The 24,463-nt window shown below is 52.6% G+C and carries 23 protein-coding genes and 2 pseudogenes; 11 read left to right on the top strand and 14 right to left on the bottom strand.

The window, feature by feature from the left end; translation table 11 throughout:
- Positions 1 to 119 precede the first annotated feature (119 nt).
- Both puuR and puuD read right to left on the bottom strand, forming a co-directional pair.
- The gene (gene puuR, locus HED65_RS03230; RefSeq protein WP_008502454.1) at positions 120 to 677 is read right to left on the bottom strand and encodes an HTH-type transcriptional regulator PuuR; all 558 of its coding nucleotides are present in this window, start codon (positions 675 to 677) and stop codon (positions 120 to 122) included.
- Between the two features lie 25 nt (positions 678 to 702).
- Positions 703 to 1,467 carry a gamma-glutamyl-gamma-aminobutyrate hydrolase gene (puuD, locus tag HED65_RS03225; RefSeq protein WP_045910614.1) on the bottom strand — a complete coding sequence of 255 codons (765 nt, stop codon included), beginning with the start codon at positions 1,465 to 1,467 and terminating at the stop codon, positions 703 to 705.
- A gap of 214 nt (positions 1,468 to 1,681) precedes the next feature.
- On the opposite strand from puuD, the gene HED65_RS03220 reads away from it, so the two are divergent.
- The 3 genes from HED65_RS03220 to HED65_RS03215 all read left to right on the top strand — a co-directional run bounded on the left by HED65_RS03220 (position 1,682) and on the right by HED65_RS03215 (position 4,848).
- On the top strand, positions 1,682 to 3,100 hold the full coding sequence (locus HED65_RS03220; protein WP_114977406.1) for a glutamine synthetase family protein: 1,419 nt from the start codon (positions 1,682 to 1,684) through the stop codon (positions 3,098 to 3,100).
- Between the two features lie 172 nt (positions 3,101 to 3,272).
- On the top strand, positions 3,273 to 3,467 hold the full coding sequence (locus HED65_RS23010; protein WP_047746071.1) for a YmjE family protein: 195 nt from the start codon (positions 3,273 to 3,275) through the stop codon (positions 3,465 to 3,467).
- Positions 3,457 to 4,848, top strand: a complete 1,392-nt coding sequence (locus tag HED65_RS03215) for an APC family permease (protein WP_114977405.1) — start codon at positions 3,457 to 3,459, stop codon at positions 4,846 to 4,848. Before HED65_RS23010 ends, HED65_RS03215 begins: the two co-directional genes overlap by 11 nt.
- A 70-nt stretch (positions 4,849 to 4,918) precedes the next feature.
- Here the strand turns inward: HED65_RS03215 and ynfM are convergent, their stop codons facing one another.
- Positions 4,919 to 6,172 (bottom strand): multidrug efflux MFS transporter YnfM/SxtP(Kp), encoded by a 1,254-nt coding sequence (ynfM, locus tag HED65_RS03210; RefSeq protein ID WP_114977404.1) that lies wholly within the window; start codon positions 6,170 to 6,172, stop codon positions 4,919 to 4,921.
- Positions 6,173 to 6,293: 121 nt separating this feature from the next.
- Here ynfM and ynfL point away from each other — a divergent pair, with 121 nt between their 5' ends.
- The 3 genes from ynfL to bioD all read left to right on the top strand — a co-directional run bounded on the left by ynfL (position 6,294) and on the right by bioD (position 9,366).
- Entirely contained in the window at positions 6,294 to 7,199 is a 906-nt protein-coding gene (ynfL, locus tag HED65_RS03205) for a multidrug efflux transcriptional activator YnfL/SxtR(Kp) (RefSeq protein ID WP_108090031.1), read from the top strand.
- 121 nt (positions 7,200 to 7,320) lie between these two features.
- Positions 7,321 to 8,541, top strand: coding sequence for a sugar metabolism global transcriptional regulator Mlc (gene mlc / locus HED65_RS03200; protein WP_114977403.1), 1,221 nt, complete (start codon positions 7,321 to 7,323; stop codon positions 8,539 to 8,541).
- Positions 8,542 to 8,670: 129 nt separating this feature from the next.
- The gene (bioD, locus tag HED65_RS03195; protein ID WP_114977402.1) at positions 8,671 to 9,366 is read left to right on the top strand and encodes a dethiobiotin synthase; all 696 of its coding nucleotides are present in this window, start codon (positions 8,671 to 8,673) and stop codon (positions 9,364 to 9,366) included.
- Here bioD and clcB read toward each other — a convergent pair.
- Positions 9,301 to 10,611 (bottom strand): voltage-gated ClC-type chloride channel ClcB, encoded by a 1,311-nt coding sequence (gene clcB / locus HED65_RS03190; protein WP_114977401.1) that lies wholly within the window; start codon positions 10,609 to 10,611, stop codon positions 9,301 to 9,303. The two genes, bioD and clcB, sit on opposite strands and share 66 nt — an antisense overlap.
- A gap of 101 nt (positions 10,612 to 10,712) precedes the next feature.
- Positions 10,713 to 11,336 carry a glutathione S-transferase family protein gene (locus HED65_RS03185; protein WP_114977400.1) on the bottom strand — a complete coding sequence of 208 codons (624 nt, stop codon included), beginning with the start codon at positions 11,334 to 11,336 and terminating at the stop codon, positions 10,713 to 10,715.
- Positions 11,337 to 11,766: 430 nt separating this feature from the next.
- Here HED65_RS03185 and HED65_RS03180 point away from each other — a divergent pair, with 430 nt between their 5' ends.
- Positions 11,767 to 12,222 (top strand): hypothetical protein, encoded by a 456-nt coding sequence (locus tag HED65_RS03180; protein WP_114977399.1) that lies wholly within the window; start codon positions 11,767 to 11,769, stop codon positions 12,220 to 12,222.
- Positions 12,223 to 12,275: 53 nt separating this feature from the next.
- Here HED65_RS03180 and HED65_RS03175 read toward each other — a convergent pair.
- The 5 genes and pseudogenes from HED65_RS03175 to HED65_RS03155 form a co-directional block, all read right to left on the bottom strand.
- A pseudogene (locus HED65_RS03175) lies at positions 12,276 to 12,557 on the bottom strand (YybH family protein); the annotation flags it as partial.
- 187 nt (positions 12,558 to 12,744) lie between these two features.
- A complete protein-coding gene (locus tag HED65_RS03170; protein WP_114977398.1) occupies positions 12,745 to 13,704 on the bottom strand; it encodes a hypothetical protein in 960 nt (319 codons plus the stop codon).
- A gap of 536 nt (positions 13,705 to 14,240) precedes the next feature.
- A complete protein-coding gene (locus tag HED65_RS03165) occupies positions 14,241 to 14,864 on the bottom strand; it encodes a hypothetical protein (RefSeq protein WP_114977397.1) in 624 nt (207 codons plus the stop codon).
- A gap of 55 nt (positions 14,865 to 14,919) precedes the next feature.
- Positions 14,920 to 15,228, bottom strand: coding sequence for a hypothetical protein (locus HED65_RS03160; protein ID WP_114977396.1), 309 nt, complete (start codon positions 15,226 to 15,228; stop codon positions 14,920 to 14,922).
- Between the two features lie 221 nt (positions 15,229 to 15,449).
- Positions 15,450 to 16,052: pseudogene (locus HED65_RS03155) on the bottom strand (tyrosine-type recombinase/integrase).
- Positions 16,053 to 16,246: 194 nt separating this feature from the next.
- Here HED65_RS03155 and HED65_RS03150 point away from each other — a divergent pair.
- A complete protein-coding gene (locus tag HED65_RS03150; RefSeq protein WP_114977395.1) occupies positions 16,247 to 16,705 on the top strand; it encodes a lysozyme inhibitor LprI family protein in 459 nt (152 codons plus the stop codon).
- A 65-nt stretch (positions 16,706 to 16,770) separates the two neighbouring features.
- Here HED65_RS03150 and HED65_RS03145 read toward each other — a convergent pair whose 3' ends face one another.
- The 3 genes from HED65_RS03145 to HED65_RS03135 all read right to left on the bottom strand — a co-directional run bounded on the left by HED65_RS03145 (position 16,771) and on the right by HED65_RS03135 (position 18,455).
- On the bottom strand, positions 16,771 to 16,986 hold the full coding sequence (locus tag HED65_RS03145; RefSeq protein WP_114977394.1) for a DUF6500 family protein: 216 nt from the start codon (positions 16,984 to 16,986) through the stop codon (positions 16,771 to 16,773).
- Positions 16,987 to 17,079: 93 nt separating this feature from the next.
- On the bottom strand, positions 17,080 to 17,397 hold the full coding sequence (locus HED65_RS03140; protein ID WP_114977393.1) for a YebG family protein: 318 nt from the start codon (positions 17,395 to 17,397) through the stop codon (positions 17,080 to 17,082).
- Positions 17,398 to 17,474: 77 nt separating this feature from the next.
- The gene (locus tag HED65_RS03135; RefSeq protein WP_114977392.1) at positions 17,475 to 18,455 is read right to left on the bottom strand and encodes a nitrilase family protein; all 981 of its coding nucleotides are present in this window, start codon (positions 18,453 to 18,455) and stop codon (positions 17,475 to 17,477) included.
- Between the two features lie 100 nt (positions 18,456 to 18,555).
- Between HED65_RS03135 and HED65_RS03130 the strand changes: the two genes are divergently transcribed.
- Positions 18,556 to 19,470 (top strand): LysR family transcriptional regulator, encoded by a 915-nt coding sequence (locus tag HED65_RS03130; protein ID WP_223256800.1) that lies wholly within the window; start codon positions 18,556 to 18,558, stop codon positions 19,468 to 19,470.
- On the opposite strand, the gene HED65_RS03125 is transcribed toward HED65_RS03130, so the two are convergent.
- Positions 19,394 to 19,744 carry a helix-turn-helix domain-containing protein gene (locus tag HED65_RS03125; RefSeq protein WP_114977470.1) on the bottom strand — a complete coding sequence of 117 codons (351 nt, stop codon included), beginning with the start codon at positions 19,742 to 19,744 and terminating at the stop codon, positions 19,394 to 19,396. The two genes, HED65_RS03130 and HED65_RS03125, sit on opposite strands and share 77 nt — an antisense overlap.
- Before the next feature lie 338 nt (positions 19,745 to 20,082).
- Here HED65_RS03125 and oqxA point away from each other — a divergent pair, with 338 nt between their 5' ends.
- Positions 20,083 to 21,258 (top strand): multidrug efflux RND transporter periplasmic adaptor subunit OqxA, encoded by a 1,176-nt coding sequence (gene oqxA, locus HED65_RS03120; RefSeq protein ID WP_114977391.1) that lies wholly within the window; start codon positions 20,083 to 20,085, stop codon positions 21,256 to 21,258.
- A gap of 23 nt (positions 21,259 to 21,281) precedes the next feature.
- Positions 21,282 to 24,434 carry a multidrug efflux RND transporter permease subunit OqxB gene (gene oqxB / locus HED65_RS03115; protein WP_114977390.1) on the top strand — a complete coding sequence of 1,051 codons (3,153 nt, stop codon included), beginning with the start codon at positions 21,282 to 21,284 and terminating at the stop codon, positions 24,432 to 24,434.
- Positions 24,435 to 24,463 lie beyond the last annotated feature (29 nt).

Below are 24,463 nucleotides of genomic sequence, written 5' to 3'. Positions count from 1 at the left end.
TGGCCGTTTCAGGCAATACGAAGCCGTGGGGCATCCCGGGAATTAACCCGTTAAATGCCGACATTGATCGTTTTTATGTGTTCCGGCGTAAGCGCGCTTACACCGGAACTGAGTGGTAATTAGAACGTGGTAGGGGTGTGGGCACTGATAATGCGGCAGATGCCTGCCGAGGTGTTGCTGAAGCTGTGCGGTATGCCGGTATTGATGGCATAGCTTTGCCCAGCAACCAGGTGATATTGCTGGCCATTAATGGTCAGCAATATTTCACCTTCCAGTATCGTACCGATCTCCTCACCCTGATGTTTGATCCTCTCTCCGGTCGTGGTTCCAGGCTGGTAAGTTTCAAAAATCATCGCCAGCGTACGGTTCGGATTTCCGTTGTGAACCAGCTTCATCGAAACCCCCTGACTGCCTATTTCGATAAGGTCTTCCTGATTAATAACCACCTGCGGTTCATCAGGTTTTTCCGGTTCTGAAAAGAATTCCGAGAGCGACAGCCCATAAACTTTCAGCAGCTTTTGCAGCGTACTGATAGCAGGACTGACTTTGTCCTGCTCAATGGTGCTGATGGCACTGTGTGTTAACCCAGACAGTTCGGCGGCACGCCGCTGCGAGAGACCCAGCTGTTGGCGGATCTCAGACAGACGTTTCCCTGGCGCCAGTCCGTCATCGCTCATAGTTGCATTTCCTTTACGGTAGTGGTCAAAGCCGCTGCTTCTCGGCAATGTGGCTTTGACAGGCGGTGATAAAACCTTCAAACAACATACGGGACAGGGCGTACTCGCTGCTGTTCCATTCGGGGTGCCATTGCACGCCGAGGGCAAAAGGGTGGTCATGAACGCTGACCGCCTCGACCAGCCCATCCGTCGAGCGGGCCTCCACGCGAAGCCGTGGTCCTAACGTCCGTGCACCTTGCCCGTGTAACGAGTTTACCCAAAATGTGTTACAGCCTGGTATTAATTGAGACAGCAGTCCTCCCTCCTGAACCTGAACTTCATGAGACGGGGCGTATTGTAGCTCAACCGGCAGTTCAGGATCTTCCCGGTGCTCAAGCAGGTCGTTCTGCTCGAACAGGCGGCGATACAGCGTCCCTCCCGTCGCAACAACCAGTTCCTGCAGCCCCCGGCAGATGGCGAAAATGGGGATGCGCCTTTCGAGCGCGGCGGCAATCAGCGCCATACTCAGAAGATCTCGCCCGGGATCGGCGTTAGGCTCATCGCCGTTTTCACCATACAGGTGCGGCTGCACGTTACTTGGGCTGCCCGGCAGGTAAATCCCGTCAAGCGTGGGTAGCAGAGCGGTGAGCAGCTCTGGCTCTGCCAGCGCATGCGGTAAGGCAATCGGTAAGCCCCCCGCGTTAATAATGGCATTCAGGTACTTTTCTTGCAGGGTCTGGGTCTCATGACCCTTAAGCCTGTTTCTGCACATCACCACGCCAATAACTGGCTTGTTCATTATATTTTCCATGATCGCCCTCACAAAGTGGACTAAATTTAGGCCATTTTCGCCTGAAAAACGGCCTTTTCGTTCAATATTTTCTCAATCTAGCAACGGGATCTGCCTTTTGCAAACTTAATTTAACATTTGACAAACAATTTGTTTGCATACAGATTCGATAGGGTGGACATTATATTTGACAGTCCAGAGCAGCGAACGCAAATCCCAAAAACGGTGGTAAATCATGGAAACCAATATCGTAGAAGTTGAGAACTTTGTGCAGCACACGGATGAGAGGCGGGGCAGCGCCTTTACGCAGGAAGTGAAGCGCTATTTAGAAAAGTATCCTGACACCCAGTTTATTGATGTCCTCCTGACCGACCTGAACGGCTGTTTTCGCGGCAAACGCATCCCGGTTGCCGGACTGAGCAAGCTTGAAAAAGGCTGCTATTTCCCGGCATCGGTTTTCGCCATGGACATTTTGGGCAACGTCGTGGAAGAGGCGGGCCTGGGGCAGGAACTCGGCGAGCCGGACTGCATCTGCGTGCCGGTACCGGGCACCCTGACACCGTCTGCCGCCGACCCGGAATACATTGGTCAGGTGCAGCTCACCATGGTCGATGAAGATGGCGCTCCCTTTGACGTTGAGCCGCGGAACGTACTCAACCAACTCTGGCAGCAGCTGCGCCAGCGCGGTCTGTTCCCCGTGGTAGCGGTAGAGCTGGAGTTCTATTTACTTGACCGTAAACGCGATGCCGACGGCTATCTGCAGCCACCCTGCGCGCCGGGCACCGACGTGCGCAACACGCAGAGTCAGGTCTACTCGGTTGATAATCTGAACCACTTTGCTGACGTGCTGAACGACATTGACGAACTGGCGCAGCTGCAGCTCATCCCCGCCGACGGGGCAGTGGCCGAGGCCTCCCCGGGCCAGTTTGAGATAAACCTGCACCATACGGAAAACGTGCTCGATGCCTGCGATGATGCGCTGGCGCTAAAACGTCTCGTCAGGCAAATGGCGGAAAAACATAAGATGCACGCCACCTTTATGGCAAAGCCGTATGAAGAGCATGCGGGCAGTGGGATGCATATCCACATCAGCATGCAAAACAACCGAGGCGAAAACGTGCTCGCAGACGCCAACGGCGAGGATTCCGCACTGCTGAAACGCGCGCTGGCCGGGATGATCGACCTGATGCCTGCGTCCATGGCGCTGCTGGCACCGAACGTCAACTCCTACCGCCGTTTCCAGCCGGGAATGTACGTGCCGACGCAGGCGTCATGGGGACACAATAATCGCACCGTTGCCCTGCGTATCCCCTGCGGCGATCGCCATAACCATCGGGTCGAGTACCGGGTGGCGGGCGCTGACGCGAATCCGTATCTGGTGATGGCGGCGATTTTTGCCGGCATTTTACATGGCCTGGATAACGATTTACCCCTGCAGGAAGAAGTGGAAGGCAATGGTCTGGAGCAGGACGGACTGCCGTTCCCGATCCGTCAGAGCGATGCGCTGTGGGAATTTATGCAAAACGATAGCCTGCGCGAGCGGCTGGGCGAACGTTTCTGCCACGTCTATCACGCCTGCAAAAACGATGAATTACTGCAGTTTGAACGCCTGATTACCGAAACGGAAATTGAGTGGATGCTGAAAAACGCCTGATGACGTGCCCCGGTAAGGGGCCGCTTTGTTTCATCTCATACGTATCACCAAACGGCCTGCGCGGAGCCTGGCCTAACTGTTTGCTGGCACGCCAGCTATCTCCCGGGAGTCGCGTTATGGAGCGCAGGCGGCACAGGGATTTTCTTAACGACACTGTGTGACGAGGTAGGAAATGATGCAGATGTTCAACTATCCGCAGGGCGAAGGGGGCCAGTCAGGCGCCTGCTGTGAGTGCGAGCCAGAGACGTTGCGCTGGTACGATCGCGTGTGTTCTTTACAACTTCCCCCTTTGCTAAGCAGGTTTGCGTTAAGGACAGCGCGATTGCAAACCACGGTAAGCATGGGGGGGACGGTTTATGGCGACTAACACCTCTCTTGACTCGCCGGGCATGGCCGGAAGAACCCGGCTGCGCAGTTCCCTCAAGCTCTGGCAGGTGGTCATGATGGGGCTGGCTTATCTCACCCCCATGACCGTATTTGATACCTTCGGCATTGTGTCCGGTATCAGCAACGGCCACGTGCCCGCCTCGTATCTCCTGGCGCTGGCTGGCGTCATGTTTACCGCCATCAGCTACGGTAAACTGGTACGACAGTTCCCGGAAGCAGGCTCTGCGTATACCTACACGCAGAAATCGATCGGACCCCACTTAGGTTTTATGGTCGGCTGGTCATCGCTGCTGGATTATCTCTTCCTGCCGATGATCAACGTGCTGCTGGCGAAGATCTACCTTTCCGCGTTGTTCCCTGAAGTCCCGCCGTGGGTTTGGGTGGTGGGGTTTGTAACGATCCTGACGCTGGCGAACCTCAAGAGTGTGAATCTGGTCGCCAACTTTAACACCCTGTTTGTGCTGGTACAGATCGCCATCATGGTGGTGTTTGTCATACTCGTGGTGCACGGTCTGCACAAGGGGGAGGGCGTCGGCACCGTCTGGTCGCTCCAGCCGTTTATCAGCGAGAATGCTCACCTGATCCCGATTATTACCGGCGCGACTATCGTCTGCTTCTCTTTCCTCGGCTTTGACGCGGTCACCACACTGTCGGAAGAGACGCCAAACGCGGCGCGAGTGATCCCTAAAGCCATTTTCCTCACCGCACTCTATGGCGGGCTGATATTCATTGTTGCCTCGTTTTTCATGCAGCTCTTTTTCCCGACGATCGCGCGCTTCAAGAACCCGGACGCCGCGCTGCCGGAAATTGCGCTGTACGTGGGCGGCAAGCTCTTCCAGTCGGTGTTTCTGTGTACCACGTTTGTGAACACGCTCGCTTCAGGCCTGGCCTCGCACGCCAGCGTCTCACGCTTATTGTATGTGATGGGGCGTGACAACGTGTTTCCGGAGCGGGTGTTTGGCTACGTGCATCCGAAATGGCGTACGCCGGCCCTGAACGTCATTATGGTTGGGATAGTGGCACTGTCGGCCCTGTACTTTGATCTCGTGACCGCGACGGCGCTGATCAACTTCGGCGCACTGGTGGCGTTTACGTTTGTTAATCTCTCGGTGTACAACCATTTCTGGCGGCGTAAGGGGATGAACAAAACGTGGAAAGATCGGTTCCACTATCTCCTGCTGCCACTCATTGGTGCTGTAACGGTCGGCGTGCTGTGGATAAACCTCGAAGCGACGTCCCTGACGCTTGGCCTCATCTGGGCGGCACTGGGGATCCTTTACCTGACATGGCTAACGCGCCGTTTCCGAAAACCGCCTCCGCAGTTTGAAGCCGGTAAGATAGAGCAGGCCTGGGATTCCTGAACGTGCAACGGCACCAGTACGCTGGTGCCGTTTATCGGGATCGCTCGTCTTACCGGGCATCAGTCCCTTACTATCTCAGACGTTTATGAAGACTTGCTCCCACCAGCAGCGCCGCGCACAGCATCAACGCAATAAACCCACCCACACCGTTCCAGCCGTAGTTATGCCAGAACACACCACCGAGCGTCCCGGCGATACTGGAACCGAGATAGTAGCTGAACAGGTAAAGCGACGACGCCTGACCTTTGGCCCGACGGGCGCGTGGGCCAATCCAACTGCTGGCAACAGAGTGGGCGGCGAAGAATCCCGCAGAGAAGAGCAGCATTCCAGCAAAAATCAGCCACAGCGAGGCGAAAAGGGTCATTAGCAGGCCGAGTAACATCACCGCCGTCGAGACCAGCATCACCGGTCCACGCCCGAAACGCGCTGTCATCGCACCGGCTTTTGGAGAGCTCCATGTTCCGGTCAGATAAGCGACAGAAAGCAGACCGACAACGGCCTGGCTCAGATGCCACGGTGAGAGCATCAGGCGGTAGCCAATATAGTTAAACAGCGTGACGAAGGAGCCCATCAGCAGGAAGCCGACCAGAAACAGGCGCGGCAGCCCTTTATCACGCCAGTGCAGACGGAAGTTGATAAACAGCGTTTTAGGACGCAACGAGGTGGGGCGGAAATGGCGCGATTCCGGCAGAATTTTCCAGAACATCAGTGCAGAGGCAAGGGCGAAGCAGCCAATGACAGCCAGCGCAATACGCCAGTTAAAGAGGTCCGTAAATACCCCACTCAGCAGGCGTCCACTCATCCCGCCGATTGAGTTCCCGCTGATGTACAACCCCATTGAGAAGGCAACAAAACTCGGGTGGATCTCTTCGCTGAGGTAGGTCATCCCTACAGCGGCAACCCCACTGAGCGATAAACCAATCAGCGCGCGCATCACCAGAATACCGTGCCAGCTGGTCATCATGGTTGAGAGTAATGTACAGACCGAGGCCAGCATCAGCGCGGTAACCATCACCGGTTTGCGACCGATGGCATCGGAGAGCGGGCCGGTAAAGAGCAGGCCAATCGCCAGCATCCCGGTGGAAATTGAGAGCGAAACGCTACTGCTGGCGGGTGATACGCCAAACTCGTGAGAGAGAACGGGCAGGATCGGTTGAACGCAATAGAGCAGTGCAAACGTTGCCAGACCAGCAGAGAAGAGCGCCAGCGTGACGCGCATAAATTGAGGTGTACCGCGTTTAATGAACTGAACCGGCTGAGGTGCTACGGGTAAATCATTGATATCTCTGGCCGGATCGATATCAATGGCAGTTGTACGACTCACACAGTTTCCTTGCTTAAACATCCCCGTGATTTCTGGTGACGGGTATGACCACATGATCAGAGTAGGAAAATGTAAATATTCTGTCTAATATATTAATAATCTCAAATGATACTTTAAAAATATGAATATTGAGCTGCGTCACCTCCGCTACTTTGTTGCCGTTGCCGAAGAACTGCATTTTGGCCGCGCGGCGGCAAGACTGAATATCTCTCAGCCACCGCTAAGCCAGCAGATTCAGATCCTGGAACAGCAGGTTGGGGCGCGTCTTCTGGCCCGTACTAACCGCAGTGTGAGTCTGACGGCGGCGGGAAAACAGTTTCTGGCCGACAGCAGACAAATCCTGAGTATGGTCGAGGAGGCCGCGGCCCGGGCAGAACGGTTGTATCTCGGGGAAACCGGAGAACTGCGGATCGGGTTTACCTCGTCCGCACCGTTTATCAGCGCCGTCTCGGAGACACTCTCCTCATTCCGCCGGCATTTTCCGGATGTTCATATTCAGACGCGCGAAATTAATACCCGCGAACAGATTGCGCCACTGAATGAAGGTTCGCTGGATCTGGGGCTGATGCGAAACACTCAACTGCCGGACACGCTGTCGTGGCAGGTGATCCTGCGCGAACCGCTGATGGCGATGATCCCTCACGATCATCCACTGGCTTCGCGTCCGTCTGTCACGCTGGCAGAACTGGCAAAAGAGCCGTTTGTCTTTTTTGACCCGCAGGTTGGGACGGGCCTGTATGATGATATTCTGGGTTTGATGCGCCGCTACGATCTTGCCCCGGTTATCACTCAGGAAGTTGGGGAAGCGATGACCATTATTGGTCTGGTCGCTGCCGGGCTGGGCGTGTCTATTCTTCCGGCCTCCTTTAAACGGGTACAATTGCGCGAAATGCGCTGGGTTACCATCGCTGAAGAGGACGCCGTTTCAGAGATGTGGCTGGTATGGTCAAAGCATCATGAACAGAGTCATGCCGCACAGCGTTTTAAACAGCAGTTAATTAGCGCCTCTGCCGGGCGATATTTATAGGGAAATACGGGTAAAAATGTGCAGTAAATCACATGGCTAAGTAAATATTTGACGACGGCCATGGAAGTGCTTCACCATAGCCCAAAGTTTATTTCGAAGCTCGAAAATAAGGGAGTACGAGGTGGTTGCTGATAGTCAGCCAGGGCATATTGATCAGATTAAGCAGACCAACGCTGGCGCGGTGTATCGCCTGATTGATCAGCTTGGTCCGGTTTCGCGTATTGATCTATCGCGCCTGGCACAACTGGCACCTGCCAGTATCACCAAGATTGTCCGCGAAATGCTGGAAGCCCACCTGGTTCAGGAGACCGAGATCCAGGAGCCGGGCAGCCGTGGCCGTCCGGCGGTCGGGCTGGTGGTTGAGACTGAAGCGTGGCACTACCTGTCACTGCGTATCAGTCGGGGAGAAATCTTCCTTGCGCTGCGCGACCTGAGCAGCAAACTGGTGGTGGAAGACCGGCTTGAACTGCCGCTCAATGCTAAGGAACCACTCCTCGATGCGATTGTCTCGCATATCGATAACTTCTTTATCCGTCATCAACAGCGGCTTGAACGCTTAACGGCGATAGCCATCACCATGCCGGGCATTATTGATACCGAAAATGGCATTGTTCACCGTATGCCGTTTTACGACGATGTCAAAGAGATGCCGTTGGGTGAAGTGCTGAAAAACCATACCGGTGTACCGATCTATATTCAGCATGACATCAGTGCCTGGACGATGGCCGAGGCACTGTTTGGCGCGTCACGTGGTGCGCGGGACGTAATTCAGGTCGTCATCGATCATAACGTTGGGGCAGGTGTTATCACTGACGGACGCCTTCTGCATGCCGGAAGCAGTAGTCTGGTGGAAATTGGTCACACCCAGGTCGACCCTTACGGTAAACGTTGTTATTGCGGGAACCATGGCTGTCTGGAGACCATTGCCAGCGTGGAAAGCGTGCTGGAACTGGCGCAGGCGAGGCTCGGCCAGTCCATGAGCTCTTCGCTACACGGACAACCCTTAACGGTGGATTCCCTCTGCGCTGCCGCACGTCAGGGCGATCTCCTGGCGAAGGATATTATTACCGGCGTAGGTAATAACGTTGGCCGCATTCTGGCTATTATGGTGAATCTCTTCAACCCGCAAAAAATCCTGATTGGTTCGCCGCTCAGCCAGGCGGCGGAGATCCTCTTCCCGGCTATTTCGGCCTGCATTCATCAGCAGTCGCTCCCCGCGTACAGCAAAAATATTGCGGTAGAAAGTACCCAATTCTCCAACCAGGGCACGATGGCAGGTGCGGCGCTGGTCAAAGATGCCATGTATAACGGCTCGCTGTTGATACGCCTGTTACAGGGTTAACTCTTTTCCGCAGATGTAAGAAAAATTGCGCTATCTCAAGCCGGGTAGCGCACGCTTCCCGTAGACTTCCCCCACTGAATTATTTACCTGGTTTATATTTCGAAGCATACCCAAGAGGTGGAGCGAGTCATGCTTAAGCGTTTCTTTGTTACTGGTACAGATACCTCTGTCGGCAAGACAGTGGTATCCCGCGCATTACTGCAGGCACTGGCTGCAAGCGGTAAACGCGTTGCAGGGTACAAACCGGTCGCAAAAGGCAGTAAAGAGACGCCAGAGGGATTGCGTAATAAAGACGCTCTGGTGCTGCAAAGCGTCTCGTCGCTGGAGCTGCCTTATCACGCGGTTAATCCAATTGCGTTAAGCGAAGAGGAGAGCAGCGTGGCGCACAGCGGTATGATTAATTACCCCCTGCTGTCTGATGGCCTGGCAAACCTGAGCGGGAAGGTTGATCACGTTGTGGTTGAAGGGACGGGCGGCTGGCGCAGCCTGATGAATGATTTGCGTCCGCTGTCTGAATGGGTGGTGCAGGAACAACTTCCTGTGGTGATGGTTGTGGGTATCCAGGAAGGGTGCATTAACCATGCGCTGCTGACGGCACAAGCCATTGCCAATGACGGTCTGCCGTTGATTGGCTGGGTGGCAAACCGTATCAACCCAGGACTTGCGCACTACGCTGAAATCATCGACGTGCTGAGCACAAAACTGCCTGGGCCTTTGGTCGGTGAGTTGCCGTACCTGCCCCGCGCAGAGCAGCGCGAGTTAGCGCAATACATCGATCTCTCTGCCCTCGGTGGCGTGTTGACCGTAGATAGAGTCGTGGCGTAACGTCCTCGACAGCACGGACGCCACAACACAGGCGACCAACAAACCGGGCAGCAAAAAATACTGCCCGGTCATTTCACAGACCATCAGCGCCGACATAATGGGCGCATGTGTGGTTGCGGCGAGTAACGTTGCCATACCTGCCAGCCCCAGCAAAATTGCCGTCTCAGAACCCGGCAGCCACAGCGCGAAAAGTTGTGCAAACAGCATCCCTGTCGCCATGCCGACAAACAGCGTAGGCGTAAATACTCCTCCCGGCGCACCCGAGCCGCTGCTGGCCAGTACCGCCAGCAATTTACAGATAAACACACCGGCAATGACTGACAGCAACGGGGGCGCGAGCAGAAAAGCCTGAACCACACTGTAGCCATTCCCCCACACCTTCGGCGTCAAAAGGGACAGCAGCCCGACGATCAAACCGCCGAGCGCCAGTTGCCACGGCGGTGAAAGTTTGAGACGCAGGAATAGCCCATGACTGAACGTCATCAGCCACATCAGCAGTGGGCCGCAGAGGCCCGCCAGCAGACCCATAGCGAGCAACAGGGCATAATCTGCCGCGGTGAGTATGCCACTCAGATGCACGTCATAGAGCGTGAGGGCTCCGGGTGCTAAAAGATGCGTCGTGAGCAGCGCCACCACCGCAGCAATAACCACGGGGCCAAGCGAGGCCAGCATCAGCGTGCCAAACAGAATCTCCGCAATAAACAGGCTACCGGCTAACGGAGCATGGTAGGCGCTGGCCATCCCGGCCGCGGCGCCGCAGGCGATCCAGAGTTTCCACTCAGATTTCGGCGTAAAGCGGCGGGCGAAAAAGGAGGCGGCGAGGGCGGCAAGCAGGATCATCGCCCCTTCGCGGCCAATGGCACTCCCGCTGGCAACGACCAGCAGTGACGCAAGGGATTTCACCAGACTGGCGCCGTAGTCAAACTGACCGTCACCGGTCTCCAGCGCTTCCATATAATCAGTTGGGGCGTGAGGACGCTGCGCGGTAAATCGTTGCCATCCCCATAACAGTAACCCGGCAGCCAGCCCACCCAGGGCAGGTGTCAGTGCGCGCCGCCAGGGAGAGAGCGCGGCGGCGGCATTCACCAGGCTGCCGCTGTCGTTACTGAGAAACAGCCACTCAAGCAGATACATGCTGTGGCGGAACACCGCAACGGCCAGCGCGGCCAGTACGCCAGTGATGGTGGCTATCAGGAGTCGACGAAACATTGCCCGGATATCGGGATAAGTGTGAAGACGTTGCATGAGTCGCGATTAAACAGGAACGATACAATATTGTGGCGGGAAATCGCGGGGTTAGCAAAAGGTATGCGTGCGAAAAAGCCGGGCGACGCCCGGCCGTATTTCTACACCATCCCGTTATTACCGTGACGCAAAAATGCCGGGCGCTGGTTGAGTCGTTCAAACCAGGCATCAACGGCGGGTACATCAGGTTTGTCGAAAGGGGTCATTCTCCAGCGATTCACCGACAGCCCGAGCACAACATCTGCAAGAGTAAAACCTTCGCCTGCGGCAAAGGCACCGGTGCGCTGGAGTTGCCCCTCAAGGAGGGTGATGCACCCGTTCCACTCTTTTATCCCTGCTGCAATCCTTTCGGCATCGTTATAGTCCGGGTTGTTACGCCCCAGTGCCGGGAAGACATAGCGCCAGGCGTTATTGAACTCGGTTGCCTGCCAGTCCATCCAGCGTTCGACATTGGCACAGGCCTGCGGTTCTGACGGCAGCAGATCATAACGTCCGGCCTTGCGCGCCAGATAACGGCAGATAGAGTTGGATTCCCACAGCACGAAATTATCATCGATCAGCACGGGCACCATGGCGTTAGGATTCAGCGCACGAAATTCATCCGTTTCGGTGGAGGCAAAGCCGCTGCCGTAATCTTCCTGCTGGTACGCGATACCGGCTTCTTCGCAGGTCCAGAGCACTTTACGAACGTTGATCGAGGTGGTTTTACCGAGGATGTTTATCATTGCGCAGGCGTCCTTTAGAGGCGTTCATTGTGCGAAAACAATACATCAGTTCAGCAGAGGAGGTCGGGGCAAAATTTGGTGGGGAGTGCTTTTCCTGACCAGACGGAACGTTTCTGGAAGACGCCTCGCAAACCGCAAAGTAACCTTGTGAAATTAAAGGTTATGTCTTTTCTTAAACCGATCGGGGTCGTAAAGTGCCTGCGTTGCGGTACATCCGCAATCGGGCGTAGGAACCCGTATCTACCATATAGTGACATTTCGTATGTCGCGGCAGTGCCGATCCCGTTACAATTGCGGTGGCGCTGGCGGAGCAGCCGCAAGGCTGGCCGTTTTTCTATATGGGCGGTATTCCTACCTCTGTCAGCGCTACCCCTCGGGCGTAGGAACTCATTGGGTAGTTAATTGAACTACATATAGAAGGATGCCTTGTATGGCTACTATCCCAACCCTGACTTATCTCCCGTCTGACGAAAGCGTCATTCTGCAACTTATCTCCCGACCGCTTCCGGCTGATGCCGATCTTTTTGACGTTGCCGACAACTGCGCCGCGCTGGTGAGTGTGCTGGTCGAAATCGAGGATTCAACGATGTTTACTGCGCTTTGCGAGCGTCTGCTGCACGCCCTGCGTAAGCTAAGGGAACTCTGCGATGTCGATCTTCCGCCAGACCTGATCGCGCAATTGATCATGGGTGAGAAACTGAATTCCTGCGTGCCGGACTGCTGGCAGGATACCGTGACCCAGGTGGACTATGCTCTGGCGCTGACACAAGCGGTTAAGGGCGGAACGCTGCCTGCGAATGTAGCGAAAGAGCTAACAGGCTTGCTGCACGATATGGTGTGGCTGTTGGCGGAGTTTGTGAAGGAGCCGCGCATTACTGCGCATTAAGGGTGCTGGTATGGAGGGGCGGTAGCGCCCCTTTGACGTCGTGATAAAAGTAATCAGTCCCCTGTATCCAGCAGTGACGTCCCGTAGGAGTTGTCGATGGTACAAAGCCAGCGACCGTCTTCTTCCTCTCGAAAAACATAGGTGGCGCGACGTGATATTTCAGTTCTTCCACCCTGGCCATCAGGAAAACGCAGAATGGTTTCCATGATAACAAGCGCATTGCCGCCACCTTCTATCACCTGCATCTCTCCTTGTTCAACAACCAGCTGATCCTGAAAATAATCTGCAATGGCAATAAACGCGCTGCGGATGTTTTCTTTACCTTTAACGGTCATTCATCCTTCCTCATTATCTCTTGCTTTATCCGCAACTCAGACGCCAAGGACTTGAAGTTTAACTTGTTATATTTCTAATCATGTAAAAATCCATGACCAGAATATACATACACCATAAGTAAAAAGTGAATAAATTCAGCTCGGTGAAGTTAGAACCGTATATTCTCGATACTAACTTCGCAATGCGCTACCAATTAATAAAATCAGTAATGTTATCCAACCTTGTTACAGTAACTGCCCGTCCCAACAAACTTCTCCAGTGTGTCTCACGGGCGTTTTGTTCACCTGCACCGCTCCACTCGACTACTCTTAAAGGCTTAGAGGTTAGGTAAGGCCGAATAAGCATGTTTAGGTGAATGTCGAGACCAGAATAACCAAATAGTATTATTTCTTCTGATTCAAATAATGCAAACTGCAAATAGTCCCAGTACGTAGAAAGAACATTAGATGCTGCTATAACTGACGGTTTTCTTTTTATATGAGTTAATACAATATGTTCGCTAGGTTCATCTCTGTCAACCGTAAGTTGAGAACGTGATAGTTTTAAAACATTTTCACCATGATTAATAAATAGTGGTGAGCCATGCAAATGCAAATAATAACCAAACCTACGATCATATTTCCGTTCGAGCGCTGCAGAGGAAAATCCGTGACCTAACATCCCATCAACTAAATACCCATCATATCCGCTGAATATATCATTATCTATGAATGAGTTGTATAATAATTTGTCATAGTTTAATGTCGCAATATGAGTACGTGTAGTTTTTACAAATTCCACAAGCGCATTTTCGAATCTTTCCGGCAAACCTCCATCGTAATTATGCAACCTGGTTGCAACTTTGTGGATATAAGTGGCGGTGATTTCGGGAAAACTTAGGCCATCTTCAGAAAGCCAATGCACGTTGCCTTCTCCAATTTGAGCGAGAGCTTTACAATATGTAATAGCTTGGTGAAGGGTATCCAACTCATGTTCCCCTGCTGGTGGACCTTGCCGTTGAAGACAACGCTCGACAAGTTGCTTGTGGATATCGGTTAAAAAATTTGGACGATCCCAAATTTCTGCCAACGCCCTGTCTAAGGAGAAGTGAGCAGGGTCTAAAGCCATGCCGAGACCGTTACCGAATATTATTAATTTTCGTGCCATATAAGGGGACTCATGTTGGAATAACTTTGGATAGCGTAACGCGATACGCTGCAGTTTGGGGGCAATATACATTCCGTTTGATTACACTCGATATTACAGACTTGCATGCAAAGAAATCCAAGCTGTTAGGTAAACAGAGGCCGCAGTGGTAAGATAATCTAAATATAGCCTATAAGGCCAACAAATAGCGGCATGTATTCTATGACTTCCACTATTTCCAAAATAGCGCTTATCTAGTAATAATTCAATGATGTATTGCACAATATTTCATGTGGATTGATATAGATAAGTATTTGTCTCGATTGATTAACAAATCTTGAGCCTCAAAATGTCTGCTTATGGCACAAAGCGGAGAAAAACATGGCACTTAGGGTTTACTTTGAGCGAAGAACGTAGTCTGCAGTTATCCTATCAGCTTGATGGATTCATTACTAAGAATGTGTATTGATGGGCTACCTGACGTATAGTCGCTGCGGCAAGTGGGCGTGACACCGTTTTAAGTGTGCGTACTGAGTGCGCATAAAAAAGCACTGTAATCAGGGCTTTTTTTGCTTGTTTGTTTTGACTGTGTCAGTTACGCCTGGAATGGGTGTTTCTGGGATCAACGTATCAACTACACCTTTCAATGAATCTCGAGCTGTATCCCTAACTGAAGGAGTGAAAAGGGACACTGCACCGACAATCAGGAGCGTAGAAATCGCGGTCGCAAGTAGGCCAGATACCCCGCCACCGAGCCACGACAAAATGCCTTTCCCAAACCGGGTATACCATACTGGCTTTGTAAGATGAGCACTGTACAACGCCGCATCTTCGCCCCACTTTTTCCATTTTTCCTGCAGGTCAATCTGATGCTCATCCGTCATCGTAGCGATTGTCTGATCATACGCGGCTGCGACCCTCTCACTTACACTGCTTACCAGCTGATCTACAGCCCGTTTTGCCTTGTCACGATAGTCCTGAAGCCTTCTTTCTGAATAAGCGATGCTGTCATGGAAACTAGTGAGTTCAACTACTATGTCTGCCTCAGGAAGCAATCTCGCACGGCATTGTATTGCCAGATCATCTTTGTCTGCTTTATACATCGCATATGCGATCAACTGTTCCGGCTCGTCTGAGTCCTGTACGAGCTCAGTAAACACCCATTTCTTTGGTTGAGACATGTTCCTTTTCCACCCAAAATCCCCCACTTAAGAGGCGCGCTGAATCATGTAACTATTAGCCTTTACGCACTTTATTAAAAGCTTCTTTGAAATACCTTTTGGCTTCTGCCTGAGATAGCACGGAACCAGCTAGCGACTTCTGAATGCCTGAAGCGCTTGGGTTATTGAGTGTCTTACGAGCCACCGTACTGATTGCAGCCTCTTTGCCCTTCGATTCGACGGGGCTCATTCTCTGAAGATTGTGCGAAAATCCCACAGCGCTTTTTGATGTGGTGATTTTCTGGCGTGCTACGTCTGCCACCGCTTCACTCGCTATGTTTCGAAGTTGCTCGGCTGTCAGGTTAGGCATGCGACGTGTGGTCATAATTTATACCTCCGTATATGCAAATAAGTGTATATCGACCGACACACGATTGCATCATAAAAGGCCAGCCCAATTTATATTAAATTGCACCTTTCACATGAAAATATCTGGGAGGTGAGTCCAGCCTGTGCAAATGTGATCTGCTCTCAAATTATAATTGCAGCGCGAATTTTTCTAAAATCTGCTCCTGTCACAGGGCTGCTGTTGCAGCCCTGATAACCTTAGACTTCGATCGATTCAGAGATCTCTAACGCATCATCGACTTCAATGCCCAGATAATGGACTGCGCTTTCCAGTTTCTTATGGCCCAACAGAAGTTGGATCACCCGGAGATTCTTGGTTTTCTTGTAGATTAGGTAAGGTTTTGTTCTTCTCATGGAATGTGTGCTGTAAAGCGAATCTTCGAGACCGAGCTTTTCTACCCACCCATGAAATATTCAGTTGTATTGCCGGGTTGATATGTGCCGGTTAGTTCCGACTCGAGACCGAAACAAGAAGTCTTTACTACGCAAATTGCCAAGCTTTATCAATGCAGTAACAGCTTCTCTTGTCTCTTTGGTTATCTCAAATTGCACAGGGCTACCGGTTTTTTGTTGTAAAACCATTGCTCTGCTTGAAACAGTGCTGCCATATGCAATATCGGATACTTTGAGTCTGACCAGATCATAGCCTCGTAGCTTACTGTCCAGGGCCATATTGAACAGAGCTAAATCACGCGTTTTACCTTCCAGTTCCAGCCGGATTCGGATACCCCAGATATGAGATATCTGAAGTGGTCTTTTTTGGCCGATGATACGGTCTTTGTTCCACTGTGACGTGTTCATACTCATTATGGGAGATTTGAGTATGGTTGCCCCTTATGAGCGATCTGCGGACGTTATTGCGTGTATCAACACCTGGCTTTTTTTCGCCAGAAACTTCATTTTTTTGCATAATAGTGACAACTATTTTGACACATCAGGGATGACTCATCACTTATGCGTTATGAGTCTACAAGACACCGAATCAGGTATTTACAATGAAAAAGACAGTGCTAGCGATTGTTTTTATGACTTTAGTTCCGTCAGCCTACAGTGCTGAGAAAGCAGATATTATCGCAGGGCCAGAAACTGATAGTTGTTGGCGTAGTAATGCTGATCGAGGAAAAGCATCTGAATGTTTACATGCACTTAGTGATAAAAGTAATAAAAGCATGGACGAGTTAATTAACAAAACAGTCATGCAAATAAAGGAAAATAATACGGGTCCCGTTTACAAAGGTAAGGACCCTCAGCAAACTATTGGTGATGTCTTCAGCAAGTTTTTCCTCGATTCACAAAATTCCTGGAAAGAGTATCGTAAAAACTTCTGTTTAGGTGTTGGGTCGCAAATCGGGGAAGATACCTATGATTACTGGCCTTATATTTATCAATGTCAAATCAATCTTAATAAAAGACATGCTGAAGAGATAAAAATGCTTCATGCTGATGAAGAGTGATCTGAGTAGCCTGCTGACTGAATTTTTGCAGTTTAGCAGGCTAATTGATCTTTTAAACACAGGTATTATAAGTCTGACAAAAGTTTTTTGATTTTTACTGCCTTTTCAAAATGGTCCAGTTTCATTTCCATAATCCACCAGTGCGCAACTTCCATAAGCAGTTCAGGATCATCATTTTTATTAGCAAAAAAAGCATAAAACGAAAGCCCAACATGGCTTCCCTTAGAGGCAATTTTTGAATCACAGATCCTGATGATTTTCTCCTTCATTCCTTGTCGCACGTCATCTCCTTTACTATTTTCATGTTCTGGTAAAAAAGCCGCAAGCAGATGTCTGCTTACGGCTCCAGGAACGGTAACAATGTTTTATGACAATCAGGCCGCTTTCACCGCTCTGATTTTTTTATCATCAACCGCATCGGCTTCTGTTTTATCTGCAACAACGGCGGCATTGAGATCGGGAAGCTTGCTGGTACGCAGAATATGCTGCACGGTCTCTTTCTGCTCGGCGAGATACAGACCAAGATCTTCAGCCTGTGTTTCATCCATCTGCATTCCGCTTTGCAACAGCCAGTCAGTGAACGCGTCTGCCATATCAAGCAGCTTGTCGTGAGCGTCAGCTTCTTTCTTACTGGCAAAAGTCATTTTCTCGACACCTTTTCTTACGACAACAAATTTTGTTTCAACAGCCATTATGCGCACCTCATACTGTATTTATATACAGCATAACAGTTCCGGGTTTAGGTTGCAGCTAAAAATTGCTCACATTTCTAGCGGGCAGGGGGCTCATTCGAAAATCGTGCACTGATCGCATCACGTTCATAACCCTGCGGCTGCGTCAGTATCTGGTATAAATCAGGACGACGACCGTGGATCCAGCGGCGTCCGGTGCTCATGGCAAGCAGGCTTAAATCCAGTTCAGCGCTTACCATCACATTTTCAGCCGCCCAGGTTTCATTCACGATCCTGCCATAGGGGTCGAGGATCATGGCATTCCCTGTGCGCACTTCGTCATCATCTGCACCTACACCGTTGCTGAAGAGAAGAAATAATCCATTGTCATGTGCACGGGCAGGCAGCCAGCGCATGAGCCATTCCCGTCCGCTTGCCCCTTTGAATGCGGCCGTAATTTCCTCCTTGCGCGTTTCCCGCTCCTCCCAGAGCGACAGCGGAATAGGCTTCATTCCGTGAGGACTGCGGGAATCCGTACCGCCTGTTTGATGTGGTGCGAGAAGAATATCGGCACCCAGCAACGCCGTCGCGCGTACATTTTCGACCAGATTATTGTCCCAGCAAATCAGGATGCCGACTTTCACTCCCCATGGCGTATCAAAAACGGTAAAGCTGTCCCCGCTGCTGATGGCCGGATGTTCAAAAGCATGGAGCTTACGGTGCGTATGCATTGAGCCATCTGGCATACAGGCAACATACGCATTGTAGAGGCGGCCATCGTCGGCTCGTTCAATAAGACCAGCACCAATAAGCATTTGATGTTTGATTGCCAGAGAGCGAATTAACGTCAGGGAAGGACTTTCAGCAATTGGCTCTGCCAGAGAAGACACCTCCGCTGAGGTGAGTTTGGGGACATGCCAGTAGCCGGTGATACACATTTCAGGGAAGGTGAGAATTTTCACCTGCTCAAGCGCCGCCTGTTCAATAAATTTCTCCATTATCAGCAGGTTGTATTTTTTATTATTTGCCTGATGCTGAAACTGTACTGTTGCCGCCTTTAAGGATTGATGTTCGTTCATGATGTATCTCCAGTTGTCATCGAAACTGAATTACATAACGCTTTCCGATAACTGTATAATCAAATCATTTCTGATTTTAATAACTATCTGGAATGAAAAATTGAACATCCGGTTGCTTAAAGCCTTTGTGGTACTGGCTGAAAAAGGGAACTATGCCGATGCGGCGCGGGCGCTGTTTATCTCGCAACCGGCATTGACCAAACAGATTAATCTCCTCGAATCTCAGGTGAATATCTCGCTTTTTTCACGAGGACGTCACGGCGCAGTACTGACGGCCGGCGGCAGGCGTTTGCTGCCAGAGGCCGAAAAAGTGGTCAGGCAAACCCAACTGTTTATGCAACATGCTGAGCAGATATCGAAAGGCGTTGAGGGGCATATTTCCGTAGGGTTCGGACTCTCAAGCTTTTATCTGGCACCACGCTGTATCGCGGACTTTCGTCGCGACTACCCGGGAGTCGAGATGTCCTTGACGGATCTGCCTTCCTTCCAGCAGTACGAGCAATTGCAAAATGATGAGCTGCAGGTCGGTTTTGTCAGGGTTCCGCCCCCCGTGGCGCTTGAATACCTGCCGTTATTTACCGATCAACTGGTGCTGGTTGTGCCCGCAACATCGCCGACAATGTCTGTGGCTGAGTGGCTCACGAAACGCCCTCTGCTGCGGTTATATGATGAGCGAGGACGGGGTTTAAATGCGCAGATTGACCGTTTTTTGCACGACAACGGTCATTTCATCTCGTCGACGCAACTGACTGACGATATACAAACTATTGTCGCGATGGTGATTGCGGGGATCGGTGTGGCCATTCTGCCCACCAGCGTGACCCATATCGCGCCGCCAGAACTGGTGATTATTCCGCTAACGGGGGAGTCAATAAGCTGGAAGGTGGGCATCGCCTGGGACGCAAGCAAAGAGGATGGCATCCGTGACAATTTCATTGCTAGCGTAGCTGCTGCGTTTCCGGGCCACCCAAACTCCGCCGCCATGCCCCAGGCACCTGACCATACTGACGCTTAAAGCTACGGTTAAAGGATTGCTGAGAGTCAAAGCCCAGCGCGATCGCCACGTTCAAAATCGGTTCATCACTCTGAGCCAGCCGTTCGACCGATTTTTGCAGCTTTTGCGCGCGAATATACTCAGCGAGAGGGGAGCCAGTATGCTCTTTGAAGAGCCGCTGGAGGTGCCATTTTGAGTAACCGGATCGCCTTGCGACGGACTCAATGTCCAGGCGGCTATCAAGGTTGTTGTCGATCCAGTCGAGTAGATCATGCATAAATGCGCCAGTGTTCATCTGGTTACCCTCATACAGCTCGTCTAAAAGTATCTTTGTCTGTTGCATTTAAAGGTTGGCTGGTTTTTACGTTAATTGCAAGTTTTATTGTTGCATTTAATTCCTTGAGCGAAACGGCTCTTTCCCCTTTGACTCAAATAGCACATAAAGTGCAACAATTATTCTTGCACTTAGTTAAGCGCCTTCCTACAATCGCCGCGAATAGTGTATTCATTACTGTTACAGTTTTGTGGCGATGAACGACACAAATGGCCTTAAGCCAGCTACCGGACAAAGGAAGTGGCGCGGCATCTCCCGCGGCGTCTTGTCCGGCGGCTACAATTATCGGAATAAAAATAATGAGCCTGCAAAAAACCTGGGGTAACTTTCATCTGAGCGCGCTGGGGGTCATGTTGCTCTCCGTGCTGCTCGTCGGATGCGATAACAGTGTCGCGCAAAACGCTGCGCCACCTGCGCCCGCCGTCAGCGCTGCTGACGTGGTTGTGAAATCCATTAGCCAGTGGGATAGCTTTAACGGTCGGATTGAGGCGGTGGAGAGCGTTCAGTTACGTCCGCGCGTCTCCGGTTACATTGATAAAGTGAATTACACCGATGGCCAGGAGGTGAAAAAGGGCGAGGTGTTGTTCACCATTGATGACCGAACCTATCGTGCAGCGCTGGAACAGGCGCAGGCGAACCTGGCGAGAGCCAAAACGCAGGCCAGCCTGGCACAAAGCGAGGCTAACCGTACCGATAAGCTGGTCAATACTAACGTAGTCTCCCGTGAAGAATGGGAGCAGCGTCGTTCGGCTGCCACCCAGGCACAGGCCGACATTCGTGCCGCGCAGGCGGCGGTTGACGCCGCACAACTTAACCTGGATTTCACCAAAGTCACCGCGCCTATTGATGGCCGCGCCAGCCGGGCGCTGATCACCAGCGGCAATCTGGTGACGGCGGGCGACACCGCCAGCGTCCTCACCACGCTGGTCTCGCAGAAAACGGTTTACGTTTACTTTGACGTGGATGAGTCGACCTATCTTCACTACCAAAATCTGGCCCGCAGCGGGCAGGGGGCGTCCAGCAATCACATGGCGCTTCCGGTGGAAATTGGTCTGACGGGCGAGGAGGGCTATCCCCATCAGGGCAAAGTGGACTTCCTGGATAATCAGTTAACGCCGAGTACCGGCACCATCCGTATGCGTGCGCTTTTGGATAACGCGCAGCGTCAGTTCACGCCAGGGCTCTTTGCCCGCGTACGTCTGCCGGGCAGTGCGGAATTCAAAGCCACGCTGATCGACGACAAAGCGGTGCTGACCGATCAGGATCGCAAATACGTGTATATCGTGGATAAAGAGGGGAAAGCACAGCGTCGCGACATCACGCCGGGACGTCTGGCAGACGGTTTACGCATCGTGCGGCAGGGACTGAACCCTGGCGATAAAGTCATCGTCGAGGGGTTACAAAAAGTGTTCATGCCGGGGATGCCGGTTAACGCGAAAACCGTTGCCATGACCGCCAGCGCCGCCTTTAACTGATCCCTTACCTGAGAATCCGACCCATGGACTTTTCCCGTTTTTTCATCGACAGGCCCATTTTTGCCGCCGTCCTGTCGATTCTGATTTTTATCACAGGATTGATCGCCATCCCGCTGCTGCCGGTGAGCGAATATCCTGACGTCGTGCCGCCAAGCGTGCAGGTACGCGCGGAGTACCCGGGCGCCAACCCGAAAGTGATTGCCGAAACTGTGGCGACGCCGCTGGAAGAGGCAATCAACGGCGTTGAAAACATGATGTACATGAAATCCATTGCGGGCTCGGACGGCGTACTGGTGACCACCGTCACCTTCCGTCCGGGAACCGACCCGGATCAGGCGCAGGTTCAGGTGCAAAACCGTGTCGCGCAGGCCGAAGCGCGCCTGCCGGAAGACGTGCGGCGTTTGGGGATTACTACCCAGAAACAGTCGCCAACGCTCACGCTGGTGGTGCATCTGTTTTCGCCCAACGGGAAATACGACTCCCTGTATATGCGTAACTACGCCACGCTGAAGGTGAAGGACGAGCTGGCGCGTCTGCCTGGCGTCGGCCAGATTCAGATTTTCGGCTCAGGTGAATACGCGATGCGTGTCTGGCTGGATCCGAACAAAGTGGCGGCCCGCGGGTTGACCGCTTCGGATGTGGTCACGGCGATGCAGGAGCAGAACGTCCAGGTGTCCGCCGGGCAACTGGGCGCCGAACCGCTGCCGAAAGAGAGTGATTTCCTGATCTCCATTAACGCCCAGGGGCGTCTGCATACCGAAGAAGAGTTTGGCAACATTGTCCTGAAAACGACGCAGGACGGTACGGTTGTCCGCCTTCGCGACGTGGCGCGTATCGAAATGGGTTCCGGTAGCTATGCGCTGCGTTCCCAGCTTAACAATAAAGACGCGGTCGGGATTGGTATCTTCCAGTCTCCGGGGGCGAATGCTATTGATTTGTCTAACGCGGTGCGCGCCAAAATGGAGGAACTGTCCACCCGTTTTCCGGAAGATATGAAGTGGGCGGCACCTTACGATCCGACCGTGTTTGTGCGCGATTCGATCCGTGCGGTTGTGCAAACGCTGCTGGAAGCGGTGGTGCTGGTGGTGCTGGTGGTGATTCTGTTCCTGCAAACCTGGCGTGCGTCGATCATTCCGTTGATCGCGGTGCCGGTCTCTGTCGTGGGGACGTTCAGCATTCTCTATCTGCTGGGCTTTTCACTTAACACCCTGAGTCTGTTCGGGCTGGTACTGGCTATCGGTATCGTGGTGGACGACGCCATCGTGGTGGTGGAAAACGTCGAGCGAAATATCGAAGAGGGGCTTGCTCCGCTTGCGGCGGCGCATCAGGCGATGCGTGAGGTTTCGGGGCCGATTATCGCGATTGCACTGGTGTTGTGTGCGGTGTTTGTGCCGATGGCGTTCCTCTCTGGTGTCACCGGGCAGTTCTATAAGCAGTTTGCGGTGACGATCGCGATTTCGACGGTGATTTCCGCCATCAACTCGTTGACGCTTTCTCCGGCACTGGCTGCACTGCTGTTAAAGCCACACGGCGCACCGAAAGACATTCCTACCAGACTGATTGACCGTCTGTTCGGCTGGATTTTCCGTCCGTTTAACCGCTTTTTCCACCGCAGCTCGAATGGCTATCAGGGGCTGGTGGGCAAAACGCTCGGACGACGCGGCGCGGTATTTGCGGTGTATCTGCTGCTGCTCTGTGCGGCGGGCGTGATGTTCAAAGCAGTGCCCGGCGGGTTTATTCCGACGCAGGATAAGCTGTATTTGATTGGCGGCGTGAAAATGCCGGAAGGTTCTTCGCTGGCGCGTACCGATGCGGTGATCCGCAAAATCAGCGAAATCGGGATGAAGACCGAAGGTGTGGATTACGCAGTGGCTTTTCCGGGGCTAAATGCGCTGCAGTTCACTAATACGCCGAATACCGGGACGGTCTTCTTTGGTCTGAAGCCGTTCGACCAGCGCAAACACACTGCTGCGGAAATTAACGCGGAGATCAACGCGAAAATCGCGCAAATTCAGGAGGGTTTTGGCTTCTCCATCCTGCCACCGCCGATTTTAGGTCTGGGTCAGGGGTCGGGCTATTCGCTGTACATCCAGGATCGCGGTGGTCTGGGCTATGGCGCGCTGCAAAACGCGGTGAACACTATGTCCGGTGCGATTATGCAAACGCCGGGGATGCATTTCCCGATCTCAACGTACCAGGCTAACGTACCTCAACTGGATGTTCAGGTTGATCGTGATAAGGCGAAAGCGCAGGGCGTATTGCTGACCGATCTTTTCGGTACGCTGCAAACCTATCTGGGCTCGTCGTACGTGAATGACTTCAACCAGTTTGGGCGCACCTGGCGCGTGATGGCGCAGGCAGACGGGCAGTTCCGTGACAGCGTGGAAGATATCGCTAATTTACGCACCCGTAATAACCAGGGTGAAATGGTACCGATTGGCAGTATGGTGAAAATCACGACCACCTATGGGCCTGACCCGGTGATTCGCTACAATGGTTATCCGGCGGCGGACCTGATTGGTGATGCCGACCCTCGCGTGCTCTCGTCTTCCCAGGCGATGACGCAACTGGAGGGGATGTCTAAGCAGATCCTGCCGAACGGGATGAACATTGAATGGACCGATCTGAGCTTCCAGCAGGCCACGCAGGGTAACACGGCGCTGATCGTCTTCCCGGTCGCGGTGTTGCTGGCGTTCCTGGTGCTGGCGGCGCTGTATGAAAGCTGGACGCTGCCACTGGCGGTGATCCTTATCGTGCCGATGACGATGCTCTCCGCGCTATTTGGCGTCTGGCTGACCGGGGGTGACAACAACGTCTTCGTACAGGTAGGGCTGGTGGTTCTGATGGGGCTGGCCTGTAAAAACGCGATTCTTATCGTGGAATTTGCCCGCGAGCTGGAAATTCAGGGCAAAGGCATTATGGAAGCCGCGCTGGAGGCCTGCCGCCTGCGTTTACGCCCGATTGTGATGACCTCCATCGCCTTTATTGCCGGGACAATTCCGCTGATACTCGGTCACGGTGCGGGTGCGGAAGTGCGCGGCGTCACCGGGATCACCGTCTTCTCCGGGATGCTGGGCGTGACGCTGTTTGGTCTGTTCCTGACACCGGTGTTCTATGTGACGCTGCGTAAATTCGTGACGCGCGGCAAAGTGGAAAGGGAAGTGCTGCCTGCGTAGGGACGTTGCAGATAATAAAAAACCGCCTT

The sequence above is a fragment of the Pantoea sp. LS15 genome (assembly GCF_012241585.1).
Lineage (GTDB): Bacteria > Pseudomonadota > Gammaproteobacteria > Enterobacterales > Enterobacteriaceae > Enterobacter.
This window is presented reverse-complemented; position numbering and strand designations above follow the sequence as displayed.

What these genes read in the sequence shown, in the direction of transcription:
- HED65_RS23010 (WP_047746071.1), top strand. Translation starts at nt 3,273, where the DNA reads ATGATGCAGATGTTCAACTATCCGCAGGGCGAAGGGGGCCAGTCAGGC.
- HED65_RS03215 (WP_114977405.1), top strand. Translation starts at nt 3,457, where the DNA reads ATGGCGACTAACACCTCTCTTGACTCGCCGGGCATGGCCGGAAGAACC.
- HED65_RS03135 (WP_114977392.1), bottom strand. Translation starts at nt 18,455, where the DNA reads ATGAACGAACATCAATCCTTAAAGGCGGCAACAGTACAGTTTCAGCAT.
- ynfL (WP_108090031.1), top strand. Translation starts at nt 6,294, where the DNA reads ATGAATATTGAGCTGCGTCACCTCCGCTACTTTGTTGCCGTTGCCGAA.
- HED65_RS03165 (WP_114977397.1), bottom strand. Translation starts at nt 14,864, where the DNA reads ATGTCTCAACCAAAGAAATGGGTGTTTACTGAGCTCGTACAGGACTCA.
- HED65_RS03125 (WP_114977470.1), bottom strand. Translation starts at nt 19,744, where the DNA reads ATGAACACTGGCGCATTTATGCATGATCTACTCGACTGGATCGACAAC.
- puuR (WP_008502454.1), bottom strand. Translation starts at nt 677, where the DNA reads ATGAGCGATGACGGACTGGCGCCAGGGAAACGTCTGTCTGAGATCCGC.
- HED65_RS03220 (WP_114977406.1), top strand. Translation starts at nt 1,682, where the DNA reads ATGGAAACCAATATCGTAGAAGTTGAGAACTTTGTGCAGCACACGGAT.
- HED65_RS03180 (WP_114977399.1), top strand. Translation starts at nt 11,767, where the DNA reads ATGGCTACTATCCCAACCCTGACTTATCTCCCGTCTGACGAAAGCGTC.
- clcB (WP_114977401.1), bottom strand. Translation starts at nt 10,611, where the DNA reads ATGCAACGTCTTCACACTTATCCCGATATCCGGGCAATGTTTCGTCGA.
- HED65_RS03170 (WP_114977398.1), bottom strand. Translation starts at nt 13,704, where the DNA reads ATGGCACGAAAATTAATAATATTCGGTAACGGTCTCGGCATGGCTTTA.
- puuD (WP_045910614.1), bottom strand. Translation starts at nt 1,467, where the DNA reads ATGGAAAATATAATGAACAAGCCAGTTATTGGCGTGGTGATGTGCAGA.
- oqxB (WP_114977390.1), top strand. Translation starts at nt 21,282, where the DNA reads ATGGACTTTTCCCGTTTTTTCATCGACAGGCCCATTTTTGCCGCCGTC.
- bioD (WP_114977402.1), top strand. Translation starts at nt 8,671, where the DNA reads ATGCTTAAGCGTTTCTTTGTTACTGGTACAGATACCTCTGTCGGCAAG.
- HED65_RS03140 (WP_114977393.1), bottom strand. Translation starts at nt 17,397, where the DNA reads ATGGCTGTTGAAACAAAATTTGTTGTCGTAAGAAAAGGTGTCGAGAAA.
- oqxA (WP_114977391.1), top strand. Translation starts at nt 20,083, where the DNA reads ATGAGCCTGCAAAAAACCTGGGGTAACTTTCATCTGAGCGCGCTGGGG.
- HED65_RS03185 (WP_114977400.1), bottom strand. Translation starts at nt 11,336, where the DNA reads ATGATAAACATCCTCGGTAAAACCACCTCGATCAACGTTCGTAAAGTG.
- HED65_RS03150 (WP_114977395.1), top strand. Translation starts at nt 16,247, where the DNA reads ATGAAAAAGACAGTGCTAGCGATTGTTTTTATGACTTTAGTTCCGTCA.
- HED65_RS03160 (WP_114977396.1), bottom strand. Translation starts at nt 15,228, where the DNA reads ATGACCACACGTCGCATGCCTAACCTGACAGCCGAGCAACTTCGAAAC.